Source organism: Pedobacter sp. 01N416 (assembly GCF_056399685.1).
In genome coordinates, this window is the sequence record NZ_JBFTRT010000223.1 from 1 (window position 1) to 12,397 (window position 12,397).

General features: G+C 37.7%; 14 protein-coding genes. 6 read left to right on the forward strand and 8 right to left on the reverse strand.

The window, feature by feature from the left end:
- On the forward strand, positions 1–1,255 hold a 1,255-nt coding region (locus AC1DND_RS13805), incomplete at its 5' end, for a transglutaminase-like domain-containing protein (protein ID WP_477582383.1).
- Entirely contained in the window at positions 1,256–3,163 is a 1,908-nt protein-coding gene (locus tag AC1DND_RS13810) for a DUF3857 domain-containing protein (RefSeq protein ID WP_477582385.1), read from the forward strand.
- Here AC1DND_RS13810 and AC1DND_RS13815 read toward each other — a convergent pair.
- Positions 3,147–3,269: a hypothetical protein gene (locus AC1DND_RS13815; protein ID WP_255512125.1), complete on the reverse strand. Its 123-nt coding sequence runs from the start codon at positions 3,267–3,269 to the stop codon at positions 3,147–3,149. The genes AC1DND_RS13810 and AC1DND_RS13815 overlap by 17 nt on opposite strands.
- Before the next feature lie 340 nt (positions 3,270–3,609).
- Between AC1DND_RS13815 and AC1DND_RS13820 the strand changes: the two genes are divergently transcribed.
- The gene (locus AC1DND_RS13820) at positions 3,610–4,395 is read left to right on the forward strand and encodes a murein L,D-transpeptidase catalytic domain family protein (protein WP_477582387.1); all 786 of its coding nucleotides are present in this window, start codon (positions 3,610–3,612) and stop codon (positions 4,393–4,395) included.
- Here AC1DND_RS13820 and AC1DND_RS13825 read toward each other — a convergent pair.
- The gene (locus AC1DND_RS13825) at positions 4,392–4,835 is read right to left on the reverse strand and encodes a hypothetical protein (RefSeq protein ID WP_051691878.1); all 444 of its coding nucleotides are present in this window, start codon (positions 4,833–4,835) and stop codon (positions 4,392–4,394) included. The two genes, AC1DND_RS13820 and AC1DND_RS13825, sit on opposite strands and share 4 nt — an antisense overlap.
- Positions 4,836–5,038: 203 nt before the next feature.
- Here AC1DND_RS13825 and topB point away from each other — a divergent pair, with 203 nt between their 5' ends.
- Positions 5,039–6,892 carry a DNA topoisomerase III gene (gene topB / locus AC1DND_RS13830; RefSeq protein WP_477582388.1) on the forward strand — a complete coding sequence of 618 codons (1,854 nt, stop codon included), beginning with the start codon at positions 5,039–5,041 and terminating at the stop codon, positions 6,890–6,892.
- A gap of 54 nt (positions 6,893–6,946) precedes the next feature.
- On the opposite strand, the gene AC1DND_RS13835 is transcribed toward topB, so the two are convergent.
- The 5 genes from AC1DND_RS13835 to AC1DND_RS13855 all read right to left on the reverse strand — a co-directional run bounded on the left by AC1DND_RS13835 (position 6,947) and on the right by AC1DND_RS13855 (position 10,795).
- Entirely contained in the window at positions 6,947–7,582 is a 636-nt protein-coding gene (locus AC1DND_RS13835) for a DEAD/DEAH box helicase (RefSeq protein WP_477582390.1), read from the reverse strand.
- A gap of 67 nt (positions 7,583–7,649) precedes the next feature.
- Positions 7,650–8,666, reverse strand: a complete 1,017-nt coding sequence (locus AC1DND_RS13840; RefSeq protein WP_477582391.1) for an AAA domain-containing protein — start codon at positions 8,664–8,666, stop codon at positions 7,650–7,652.
- Between the two features lie 182 nt (positions 8,667–8,848).
- The gene (locus AC1DND_RS13845; RefSeq protein WP_477582393.1) at positions 8,849–9,232 is read right to left on the reverse strand and encodes a DUF3037 domain-containing protein; all 384 of its coding nucleotides are present in this window, start codon (positions 9,230–9,232) and stop codon (positions 8,849–8,851) included.
- Positions 9,210–10,001 (reverse strand): HipA family kinase, encoded by a 792-nt coding sequence (locus tag AC1DND_RS13850; protein ID WP_477582394.1) that lies wholly within the window; start codon positions 9,999–10,001, stop codon positions 9,210–9,212. The genes AC1DND_RS13845 and AC1DND_RS13850 overlap by 23 nt, the downstream gene beginning before the upstream one ends.
- Positions 10,002–10,606: 605 nt before the next feature.
- Positions 10,607–10,795: a hypothetical protein gene (locus AC1DND_RS13855; RefSeq protein WP_057934571.1), complete on the reverse strand. Its 189-nt coding sequence runs from the start codon at positions 10,793–10,795 to the stop codon at positions 10,607–10,609.
- A 113-nt stretch (positions 10,796–10,908) separates the two neighbouring features.
- On the opposite strand from AC1DND_RS13855, the gene AC1DND_RS13860 reads away from it, so the two are divergent.
- Entirely contained in the window at positions 10,909–11,289 is a 381-nt protein-coding gene (locus AC1DND_RS13860; protein ID WP_477582395.1) for a hypothetical protein, read from the forward strand.
- A gap of 45 nt (positions 11,290–11,334) precedes the next feature.
- Positions 11,335–11,538 (forward strand): KTSC domain-containing protein, encoded by a 204-nt coding sequence (locus AC1DND_RS13865; protein ID WP_477582397.1) that lies wholly within the window; start codon positions 11,335–11,337, stop codon positions 11,536–11,538.
- A gap of 294 nt (positions 11,539–11,832) precedes the next feature.
- Here AC1DND_RS13865 and idi read toward each other — a convergent pair whose 3' ends face one another.
- Complete coding sequence (gene idi / locus AC1DND_RS13870) at positions 11,833–12,375, reverse strand: isopentenyl-diphosphate Delta-isomerase (RefSeq protein ID WP_477582399.1); 543 nt, start codon at positions 12,373–12,375, stop codon at positions 11,833–11,835.
- Positions 12,376–12,397 lie beyond the last annotated feature (22 nt).

Genomic DNA, 12,397 nt, shown 5'->3' on the forward strand with positions numbered 1-12,397 from the left:
TAACATGACCGCGCCCAGTAACTTTAAATCGGCTATTTATTTTGAGCTTTCGGACGTACAGAATTTGAATGGAGCAAAAACTTCCTATACTAAAACCTGGAAAGATGTTGATTATGAACTGTCATCGTATAAAACCCTGGGCGATCAGATGAAAAGGAAAGATGTTTTTAAAGACCTCATTCCAGAAATTACGAAAGGAAGCACTACCGATTTAGATAAAGCAAAAGCCGTTTATAATTACATTAAAAAACAGATCAAATGGAATAATTATTACGGAAAATACGCCGAAGATAACATTAAAAAAGCACTAGAAAACAGATCGGGCAACGTAGCAGATATTAACCTGAGCCTAATTGCGGCACTTTCTGCAGCTGGTTTAGATGTAGAGGCTGTTATCCTTTCTACCCGTGATAATGGAACAGTAAACAAGCTTTATCCGGTAATGAGTGATTTTAATTACCTGGTTGCTAAAGTAAATCTTGCCGATAAAAGTTATTTACTGGATGCTACAGAACCACTTCTACCCTTCGGATTGTTACCACTTCGGTGTATTAACGACCAGGGCAGGGTAATCAATTTAAAGAAACCATCTTACTGGATTGATTTAAAGGCCAGCCAGAAAACAACTACCAGTTATATCCTAACAGGAAAAATGACAACTGAAGGAAAAATCATTGGCACTTTAACTACCCATACCATGGGTTACGCGGCATATGGCAAACGTAAAGATATTCTTCGATACAATTCGCCGGATGAATATGTCGAGAAGCTTGATGAACGTTTAACCAGAATTAAGATACTTGATCATCAAATTTTGAACCTGGATAGTGTAGAAAATTCTTTAATAGAAAAATACGAGGTAGAGTTTACCATAAACGATGGTACAAATAAAGATCAGTTTTATTTTAGCCCATTTTTTATCAATACCATTTCGAAAAATCCATTTAATTTAAACGAACGTACCTACCCAGTTGATTTGGGTGCAGCGTCTGACGAGCGCATTATCATCAATGTGCTTTTACCAGAAAAATACCAATTGATAGAAAAACCAAAAGATATGGCAATAGCTTTACCCAATTCTGGTGGAAAGTATTTATTGCAAACAGGTTTAGATGGAAACACTATTTCGATGAGTCAGATTTTACAGTTTAACAATGCTATTTATCAGCCTGAAGAATATCTTTTCTTAAAGGAATTCTATAGCAAGATCATCCAAAACCAGAAAACAGAGTTTTTATTAAAAAAAGCAAATTAAATGAGATTCTTATTTACCACATTTTCCTTGCTTTTAGTTTCTGTTGTTGGCTTTGCGCAAGACAACTATGATGTTGATTTAATTCCCGCTAACCTGCGCAACCGCGCCAATGCCTGTATCAGGAATGAAGAAACAACCATCGATATGCGCTCGCCTGATAACGTAATGCTTAATGTAAAAAAAGCCATTACGGTATTTAACCAAAATGGAGAGGACGAAGCACGTTTGGTACTCTATTACGATAAAAATATTTCAATTAAAGGGATAAGAGGAGAAGTTTACAACAGCGTTGGCAAACTCACCAACAAGTTTTCTCAAAACGATTTTGCTGATATGAGCGCGGCCGATGGGTTCTCCCTATTTGTTGATAGCCGCGTAAAACACTATCTACCACCGGTAAACCAATATCCTTACACCCTGGTTTACAATTATGAAATTAGAAATAAACAAAATCTGATTATACCCGATTGGAGCCCGAAACCAGCAGATGATGTTTCAGTAGAGAAAAGTACTTATACCTTTATTTGTAAGCCAACAGATCAGGTAAGAATAAAAACCCAGAATTATAGCGGAACACCAGAAGTACTAACTGATGAGAAGCAGAAAAAAACAATTTGGAAGGCAAATAATATCCTGGCGGTTAGAACTGRACCCTATAGCCCGGCGCACGAAACTTATGCAACCAACATCCAGATTGCCCCGCAAGCGTTTTATTATTACAACCATAAAGGCAGTTATACCAACTGGAAAGAGCTAGGCAAGTGGATTTATGACGATTTGTTAGCAGAACGCAAAGCCTTGCCACCTGCCACCATCGAAATGATAAAGGATCTTGTAAAGAACGAAAAAACGGACAAGGATAAGGCGCGTAAAATCTATCAGTACTTACAAGAGAAAACAAGATACATTAGTGTACAGATTGGTATTGGTGGTTTTCAGCCGATTGCAGCCAGCGAAGTAGATCGGTTGGCTTATGGTGATTGTAAAGCTTTAGTAAACTATATGCAAAGCCTGCTCAGTGCAGCAAATATAGATTCTTATTACTGCGTAGTATCGGCTGGTTCTGAAAAGAAAAGTATGGACCCGAACTATGCCAGTATGGTACAAGGCAATCATATTATTTTATGCATGCCGTTAAAGGGCGACACAACCTGGTTAGAATGCACCAGCCAAAAAATCCCCTTTGGCTTTTTAAGCGATTTTACGGATGATRGATTGGTGCTTGCCTGTACTAACGAGGGAGGTAAACTATTGCATACACCAAAACTAACAACTGCTGAGAACTTGCAGATACGTAAAGCCAACTTAACTGTTCAGTTAGATGGCACTGTATCTGGAAAAATGAATACCGTGTATGCTGGCTCACAATATGAAAATCAGGAATCGCTGATTGGTAAATCAATAACCGAACAGCATAAACTACTAAAAGAAGCTTATAACATTGACAATATTGATTTCGAAGCAGTGTCCTTTGCGCAGAAAAAAGATATATCGCCCAAATTAACTGAAGAAGTAAGCATTAATATCAGAAATTATGCGCCTGTTAATGGAAATAAAATGTTTTTACAGCTCAATGCCTTTAACCTGAGGCGGTCAATTCCTGAAATAAAGAACAGAACACTGCCTGTTTACATTAACCGTGGATATACAGACGAAGATAGCATTGTTTATACCTTGCCAGATAATGTAATTACAGAATTGATTATTGGACAAGATAAAGCTTTTAAAAGCCCTTTCGGAGAATATGTATGTAAGGCCAGCTTAGTAGGCAACAAACTAACCTATTACCGGAAATTTATACTAAACGATGGTACATTTCCTGCAGCGCAGTATAATGAGTTTTCGAAATTCATTAATGATGTAAATGCTGCAGATTATTTAAAATTAGCACTTAGCTTAAAAAAATAATCCCGAGGCCAATACCAATAATCATGATCAGGTACATCAAAATTTCTGTTGAAGCAAATCTTTTGTATTTGGTCCAGAAAGAGTAATCATTTTCTTCGTTTGGCATTTTACATTTTTATGCAGCAAAAATAGGAAAATAGATTTAAAGAAAAATTAGTAAGTTTTCCCCCGCAGATTAAAGCGATTAACACAGATTATAATTTAATTAGAGAGGATCATTTCCGTTAGGCATGACAAGCTACTCAAATCTGTGTCCTTCTGCGATTCTGCGGGAAACAACAGATATGATATAGCTTGCCGCCTCACATTCCTAAAAGCTATATTATTCCGCTTTAAGTCACGAAAATGTAAAACCAAATGTATTTGAAACGCTACAGAATTGATTTGGGCAACATTTGAGCAAAACAACCGTATAAATAGCTCAATATCAAACTAAACCATACTGAATGAAGAAATACATCCTGGACATTGCTACGATTTTTTTGATGGGTATGAGCATTGTCGGAACAAGTTGGAAAGCAGCGGAGCTTCCCCATACACAACAAGAAGTAGTTAAGTACGTAGCTACAGATAGCTTATACAATCAATATATCTCAAATATTTACCATCAGGTTCATTTAGATTCTGCCGGATTAAGTGAACAGGTTTTTGAAAAAGCCCTAACCGGTTTTTATAACTTAAAATATTCTGGTCTTTTAAATAGCAAATCTATTTTAACCATTGCCGATTTTGATCAGGAAAGTTCTAAAAAACGCCTGTATATTATCGATCTTGCGAGCAAAAAACTGGTATTAAATACTTGGGTAGCTCATGGGCAAAACAGTGGTGGCGATAAACCAGCCTACTTTTCCAACAATATCAATTCGAACCAGAGTAGCTTAGGTTTTTATTTAACCGGTGAAGTCTACTACGGAAAACATGGCCGTTCGCTTAAATTGGATGGTATGGACCAAGGTTTTAACAGCAATGCAAGAGAAAGGTCCATTGTGGTTCATGGCGCCAGTTATGTAAGTCAAAAAAGCATCGATCAATTAGGCAGACTGGGCAGAAGTCAGGGTTGTCCTGCTGTCCCGGCTAAGTTGGCCGATCAGGTGATCAATACCATCTCTGACCGAACGGTACTGTTCATCAATAATTCAGAACAACAATACAATTCATCATTTTTAAATGAAACACTGGCAGCAAGTGTTGTATTAAATCAGGAACAGATTTTAGCAGCCCAAATGGATTAATGTTGTTTAATATTTTTGGCGTTCAGGTTTTTAGGTAAAATCCAGATAAAAAACGATTTGCTACTGGCTAGTAAATCCCAAACCCAACGGTTACTGTCTACCCCCTTTTCGCCGCAGTCTACAACTTCTGCCCGTTTGAGCAGTTTTTTAACCAAAGCTTGAATCCATTTTATTTGCACCATGCGATTGAAGGATAGTCCCAGATAATCGCAATACACATGTACCAGGATTTCTACAATAAGCGAAGCGTTAGAAATCGCTAGTGCTTTACCGAAATGCTGTTCATAATCGGCTTTAATTGTATTTATCAAAAGCTCAAACCTTGCATCTGCTTTTCCATCAAGATAAGTCCAAAGTTGAGCATTACTATACACGCGGATTAATTGTGGTTCGAGCCCTACTTTAATTTTATTACCTGCCAGTTCATAAATTTTATCCATTCATTAAAAATCAATTGTAGCTGTTAGATAGTGATATTACCGAATTGTTAATCAATCCGATATATAAATTTCTGACACAAATGATGGACAAAGTTATCTGATAATTGTTTGCCCAAACGAATGTTAAGTAGCATTGTGAGTAATTTTTTTAATCGGTTGCCAATATTTTAATCATCTTTGGGGTTGAAAAGATAAGCCCATTCATGAAGATTGTAATTGCAGAAAAGCCCTCTGTTGGTCGTGAACTTGCTAAAGTTTTCGGAGCAACCACCAGAAAAGATGGATACATTGAAGGTAAAGGATATTCTTTTACCTGGGCATTCGGGCATTTATTACAATTGGCTCCCCCTCAAGATTATGGCTTTATTGGCTGGAGGAAGCAACATTTACCCATGCTTCCGCAAAAGTTTAAACTTGCCATTAGAAAGATTAAAACAAAAGATGGTTTTGTAGAAGATCCGGCAGTGCGAAAACAATTAGACACCATAAAAAAACTTTTTGATGAGGCGAGTGAAATTATTGTGGCTACGGATGCGGGGCGTGAGGGTGAATTAATTTTCAGGTACATTTATTATTACCTCAAATGCAAAAAACCTTTCAAACGCCTTTGGATCTCTTCGCAAACAGATGAAGCTATAAAAGATGGATTCAGAAATTTAAAACCCGGAACCGATTACGATACCTTGTTTAATTCGGCCCATTGCCGCTCAGAGTCAGACTGGCTGGTGGGAATGAATGCCACACAGGCGCTAAGTATTTCGGCAGGTAACAGAACAGTTCTTTCATTAGGGCGGGTACAAACGCCTACCCTGGCCATGATCTGTGCTCGTTTTTTGGAGATTAAAAATTTCGTTCCTCAAACCTATTATCAAATCAGTATTTTACTTTCTAAAGATGAACAGGTTTTTAAGGCTATATCAACCTCGAATTATAAAGAAAAGGAAGAAGTAGAAAAGTTATTTGCGCTTGTAGAGGATGTGGCTTCTGGTTTTCCAACCGGCGGAAACATTACAGCTGTAGAAGCAAAGCCAAGAAAAGAACCACCTCCCTTATTGCACGACTTAAGTAGTTTACAGCAAGAAGCCAATAAGAAAAAGGGATATACTGCTGATCAAACACTTAATATTTTGCAAAACCTGTACGAGAGCAAATTGGTTTCTTACCCCCGTACCGGATCGCGCTACATTGGTGATGATGTTTTTGCCGGAGTTCCAGATTTGATTGCAAAATTTACCGATCATGCTGATTTTGGAAAGCAAGCACAGTTTTTGCAAACCATCACTTTAAATAAGCGAAGTGTTAACGCTAAAAAAGTAACCGATCACCATGCTGTTTTACCAACCGGCGAACAAGCTTATGGGCTAAGCTCAGATAAACAAGCTGTATACGATATGGTTGTTGGTCGGATGATTGAGGCTTTTCATCAGGAATGTATTAAGGAGTTAACCAAAATAACCATTCAATCAGGAGTTACGTTTGTGGCCAATGGAACGGTAATCCGCTCTGCAGGCTGGCGGGCTGTTTTTAACGACCCTGAAGATGATAAAAAAGATGAAGACAATGTAGCTTTACCAAAGGTTGCTGTTGGAGAACTATTGCCTATAACAGAAAAATCTCTTTTAGAAAAGCAGACTAAACCAAAGCCAATGTATAACGAGGCTTCGCTATTAAAAGCGCTCGAAACCTGTGGTAAAGAGATTGAAGACGAAGAACTGCGTTATGCCATGAAAGATAGTGGCTTAGGTACGCCGGCAACTCGTGCATCCATTATCGAAACGTTAATCACCAGAGAATATATTACAAGGGAAAAGCGAAATCTTGTACCTACCAATAAAGGTTTGGCTGTTTATGAAGTAGTGAAGGACAAGCAGATTGCACAGGCTGAACTTACCGGACAGTGGGAAAAAAGATTGGAAGAAATACGTTCAGGCTCATCCGTAAAAGATTTTAAATCAGAAATTACAGAATATACCAAAACCATTACGCAAGAACTGTTAATTGCAGGGGCCAGTATATCGGGCAAACTCGCAGAAGAAAAGAAACTGGAAAAGGTTTAGCATCAACTTGCGTCATATCATGTGAAGCAATTGTAAAAAGCAACAATTTTACGGTTACAGCTCCATAAATTCCCAGGCGCTGTGGTATGCGTTCAATTGCTCAGCATACTGGATAAATTCAGCATAAAAATTAGATTTCGATAAAGTAGAACTATCGCCAATAACAACCAGCTTTTTCTTTGCCCTTGTCATGGCAACATTCATTCTCCTGGTATCTGACAAAAACCCAATGCTTCCATCACCATTACTCCTGGTGAGGCTAATATAAACCACATCACGTTCCTGCCCCTGAAAGCTATCAATGGTGTTAACTGCAATGTTATTGCGATATGGATTTAAAATTTCATTTTCCTGAACCAACGCATTTAAAATCTGAACCTGCTGTTTATAAGGGGAGACAATGGCAACAGACGGAAAACTATCAGTTAAGGTTTTATCTGTCAAACTAGCAACCAAATTCGTTAAATGTTTGACCAAAAATGCAGCTTCATCAGGATTGGTTGTACTTGTTCCATCTAATTTTTCGTCAAAACTACAACCTGCAGTATCGATAAATTGAATCGGTTGATCGCCGGTAAACAATAAATGATCGGCAACAGAGTGATGCGCTATTAACTCATTTTTATAAAACACCCGAGATGAATAACCCATAATATTTTTGTTCATTCTGTATTGCTCTTTTAACAACACAACCGACTCTGGATGAAGATTTACTGCTTTTTCGAGTAAAGTATTACTTAAACCATTTCTGGCTGCTTCATTTGATTTTATAGTTGGAGAAAGCTGAAAATTTTTCTACTTCCTTTCCAATTTTATGCGCTTCATCAAACAAGGCCTTACGTTGCTCCCGTTCTGCTTTGCCGAAGCTCCGCTTGTATTTATGAGCCATGTTTTTATACTCACTGGCTTGTTTTTTTAAAGCCTTAATCGTTTTCATCTCCGGATGATCGGCCATTTGATGATCAAGAGTAGCCGCAAGCAATCTTTCTGAAACCCTTGCCGGATTCCCCACACGGATTACTTTTAACCCTTCAGCCGCTAATTTTTCAGTAAGTAAATCAACAGCAGTATTACTTGGTGCTACCACCAGGATTTTTTGATCGCTGTGTTTAACCAACGATTTTATAGCGTGCACAAGTGTTGTCGTTTTTCCAGTGCCTGGTGGACCATGAACCACAGCCAAATGATCGGCTGCAATAATTTTATTCACCGCTAATTGCTGCGAGTCGTTTAGCGTATTTGGAATGATAAATTTCTCTTCGCCCCGAAATGAAGGTTTTTCTCCTTTCGTTAAAATACGGATCAGTTTATTTTCTGATTCATTTTCTGCCAAATGTGTAGCCTGTTTAAGGGCACTCTGCATTTCGTCGTAACTGTTATTATCAAAAAGTAAATCTACACCAAGTTTGCCATCTCTGGTCCAGTCTGGTAATTCATCAACACGGAAGCTGATTTTCATCCTGCTGCCACTTTGGTGATTTATAATCCCCTCTATCCGATCTTCCTTGGCATCGTGATTAGAAAATAATACCACCGCCGAACCAAAACGGAACTGATGCGAAAAATCCTGATGGGTAGTCCTTTCCAACTCTACAGTTAAATAATCGCCACGGCCTATTTCGGTGTTCCTGATTGCAATAGGATACCAGGTTAAACCCAAGGCTCTCCTATCGGCAGCCGAAGTATTTTCAGTAAGTTTTAAATACGATTGTAAATCTTCGTTGCGCTCAGTATTGAGCAGATCTTGGAGTTTTTTGAAATATTCTTTTGGCAAGGATAAACTGGTTAATTGTGAAAATTGGTTAACTGGTTAATTGTTAAATTGTTTGATTGCTAACTAAAAACTGCCAATTGTAAACTGATTAATTGCTTAATTGTTAGATTGATGTATTCTTCAAGAGCCGAAAATATTTGTTCTTAAAGGTAAATCAAACGCTTAGCGCCATGCACATAGCGCTATAAAACAAGCTCGTTATGCAGTCTTAATAGAGTTTCTTCGGCATCATCGCAAAAACCAGGGTGTACTTTTGAGCACTGCACTACCGTACTTCTGGTTGCCGTGAGCCACCTAAAACGGGAAGCCTGGTCGTATTGACCAATGGGACCTGATCCTTTTGCGGCTGTACTTATTCTTTCAAAAGCACATAAGTTCTCTTTTAGCTCTTCTAAATCTATCTTCGCAGAAAAAGCCTTTACTCTTGTCTCATCCAGGAAAAAAACACTTTTTAAAAACTTTTGCTTGGCACAAAACAAAATAATGCCCACATTAATAAATTCTTCACGTTCTACCCTGGGCATTACGCGAATCACAGCGTACTCAAATAAGAATTTCCCTTGCATGCTGTGCTTCCTTTAAAAATATAGTTGAATGAGTTAACCTGGTAGTAAGGAAATGCGTATAGGCATTACGGTGTGCTGCTTTACTTTCAAAGTTCGTTTCGCCTTCCAACCAGTCGTCAGGGATTAAATTAATAACAGATTTGATCTTTTCAGGGCTAAGTAGTTTGCTGAATTCATCATTTACACTTTCCAGTTCAGTTGCCCATGGTAACAATACGTGGTCTTTTACCAAAAAGAAGGGTTTAATAGCCTGTTCTTCCCAGTTTTGCCAAGAATGATGAAAATATAATGCAGCACCATGGTCGATTAGCCAAAGCTCCTTATGCCACAGCAACATATTGGTATTTCTGCACGTCCGGTCCATGTTGGTTAAAAAACAATCTAGCCATACAATCTGCGAGGCAAGTTTAGCATCAACAGTAGTTACAGTCGGATCGAATGTTATTGCGCCAGATAAATAGTGTAATGCCAAATTTAAGCCCACGCTGGCTTTTAGCAGATCTTGGATTTCTTCGTCGGGTTCTGTTCTCCCAAAAGCTTCATCTAAATTGGCAAAAACCAATTCAGGTACACGCAAACCTAAATAGCGGGCTATTTCGCCACCAATTAGTTCGGCAATTAAAGCCCGGGTACCCTGTCCTGCCCCTCTAAATTTAAGTACATATAAAAAGTTATCATCAGCTTCCGCAATGGCAGGCATAGAGCCACCCTCGCGCAAAGGCGTAACGTATCTGGTTACATTTACCGTTCTAAGTTGTAAATCGTTCATATCTGCAGATAGAATGGCCTTTTATTTTATTTAGGGCACAATTCTAAACTTGCTGCAAATTTAGCAGAATTCCAACAATAAATTGGTCAAAGTTTAGTCGTAAAGATTCTGATGGGAGGGATGCTGATCAATCGTTAAAAATAAACAGTTATTTTTTTGAAGCGCAAAGCCAGTAGCCATTAGGGAGGGTTCAGTCCTGCTGTCCATTCCAATCCTTTTGGTTAAAACCCGATATTAAACAATGCAAGGGGCGTCCAAAAGGGATTTCCATTGCCATCAGGGCTATATGGCTTTGACCATTATTTAGTCCGAGGTCCAAAGTCAGCGTTCTTGAGTCAATTGTCAAGAGTAAATTGCCTATCGCAAGGAAAACTGGCATAAAAGCAAAAACAGGAGTAAGCTAAACCCGACCATAGTGAAATGCCACGATTCTTCATCGGGGCAGAAACGGGGGCGGGACTACATTAAACGAAGAACCACTCCAACTGCTTTCCAAATTATAGAGATGATCAATTTATTTTGACGCTCTCCTTTGCACAAATGAGGTCTTAAAGTTTTACCTTCCAAACAGAACTCAATCAGATTGCTGAATTCTTTAACCCCAACTAATCATGCCCCAAATAAGCATTTCCGGCAGGCGTCATAGCAGACGACCATTGTACCGATTCGCGGTTAATTTTAATCAGGCCCATACTTTCTAATTCTTCATACTCTTCTTCCATCCCACCTAAAACCGAAGAACTAACCTGTTGATTGATTACCTCTAAAAGAGATATAATTTCTGATCTTTCCATAACAATAAGTGATTAGATATATCTTAACTAACATAAATATACTCAAAATGTTTATCGCTTAACTAAACATTTTCAAGGCTTTAAGGTTGTACTTATACCTGAATTTGATCATCATGGAAGCACACATCTATTATCTCTTTATTATGGCCTTACCCGTAGCTTGCATCGCATGGACAGTTACCAAAGAAGAAATATTTAAAGAACCACGTGAATTTTGTGTAGACCGTTCGAAGAATTGTAGTAAGTTATTTAAACGAAAGTTTTTCTATGTTTTTACCTGCGAATATTGCTTCAGTCATTATGTAACCGCTATTCTGCTTTTTATTACCAGATTCACTTTACTTTATCCCGATTGGCGTGGTTACGTTATTTCTTTCTTTTCGATAGTATGGGTGGCAAATGTTTATATGAGTTTGTACAATATCATCAGAATTGACCTTAAAAAAGAAAAAATTAAGGCAGCGAAAGAAGAATCGGCACTCAAAAACGATTAAAACCATTTTTAATAGCAGCTGTTTTTTAAGGTATAAATTAATATTATGCCATCATCAGTAATCAAATATTTTAGTTATGATGCAGCTACAGAAACATTGAAAATCATCTTTGTAACCGATATGATTTATCAATATAAAAAGGTCCCCGAAAAAATTTATAAGATGTTAAAGGCTTCCGGATCGAAAGGAAGATATTTTAACCGTCACATTAAGGATAAATTTAAATTCCAAAAATTAGAGGATGAATAATATCACAGAAGCGCTTCTCGATCGAGAAAAAAGAAGTTAGCAAAACAGATTGATAAACCTAAAACTGTAACAAATATCATAAAATGATATGTCTAAGAAAAAAAATATTTTTTAGCACTTATCTCTGTCCAAACTTATAAATACCTATATATTAATACCTTAATTTACAGATCAACATAAATCCAAACTGCGAACTATAATCTTAAAGTAAAAGAAATGTTAAACTTTTAGGAATTTTCTAAACTAGTCCTATATTTGTCCCCGAGAGCGTTAATTTAGATACGGGTATATGGCTTAGGCTGTATGCCCGTTTTTTGTTTTAGCCGTTGATGCGTGCGTTACAACTTTATCCAAGCAGATTCTTAACCACGGCGTATAAGCACTCGGATTAATCGCAATATCCTGTGCCAAGGTCTCCAAATCCATATACTTAAAGCCTTCTACTTCATCATGATTTATAACTGGTAATTCATCACTCATGCCAAAAAAAACATGATCAACTTCGTGTTCCGTTAATCCATCTTCAAATATTGCCTTGTAGGTAAATTTAAACAGATAGTTCAATTCACAGTCCATCCCCATTTCTTCCATCAATCTCCTTTTTGCTGCATGGATATTACTTTCTCCAATCCGAGGATGACTGCAACAGGTATTCGTCCATAAACCTGCAGAATGATATTTGCTCATTGCTCTCTGCTGCAGTAATAGTTCCCGTTTAGAATTAAAAATAAAAACAGAAAAGGCACGGTGCAATACACCTTTTTCGTGTGCTTCCATTTTATCCATCTGTCCTTTCGGTACATCCTCCTCATCAACCAGAATAACTTGTTCTTCCATTTAAATTACATTTAACTTATTG

Bases quoted from the DNA above. Each gene is read 5' to 3' on its own strand.
- AC1DND_RS13850 (WP_477582394.1), bottom strand. From the start codon at position 10,001: ATGAACGATTTACAACTTAGAACGGTAAATGTAACCAGATACGTTACG.
- AC1DND_RS13845 (WP_477582393.1), bottom strand. From the start codon at position 9,232: ATGCAAGGGAAATTCTTATTTGAGTACGCTGTGATTCGCGTAATGCCC.
- AC1DND_RS13815 (WP_255512125.1), bottom strand. From the start codon at position 3,269: ATGCCAAACGAAGAAAATGATTACTCTTTCTGGACCAAATACAAAAGA.
- AC1DND_RS13865 (WP_477582397.1), top strand. From the start codon at position 11,335: ATGCCATCATCAGTAATCAAATATTTTAGTTATGATGCAGCTACAGAA.
- topB (WP_477582388.1), top strand. From the start codon at position 5,039: ATGAAGATTGTAATTGCAGAAAAGCCCTCTGTTGGTCGTGAACTTGCT.
- AC1DND_RS13855 (WP_057934571.1), bottom strand. From the start codon at position 10,795: ATGGAAAGATCAGAAATTATATCTCTTTTAGAGGTAATCAATCAACAG.
- AC1DND_RS13820 (WP_477582387.1), top strand. From the start codon at position 3,610: ATGAAGAAATACATCCTGGACATTGCTACGATTTTTTTGATGGGTATG.
- idi (WP_477582399.1), bottom strand. From the start codon at position 12,375: ATGGAAGAACAAGTTATTCTGGTTGATGAGGAGGATGTACCGAAAGGA.
- AC1DND_RS13860 (WP_477582395.1), top strand. From the start codon at position 10,909: ATGGAAGCACACATCTATTATCTCTTTATTATGGCCTTACCCGTAGCT.
- AC1DND_RS13825 (WP_051691878.1), bottom strand. From the start codon at position 4,835: ATGGATAAAATTTATGAACTGGCAGGTAATAAAATTAAAGTAGGGCTC.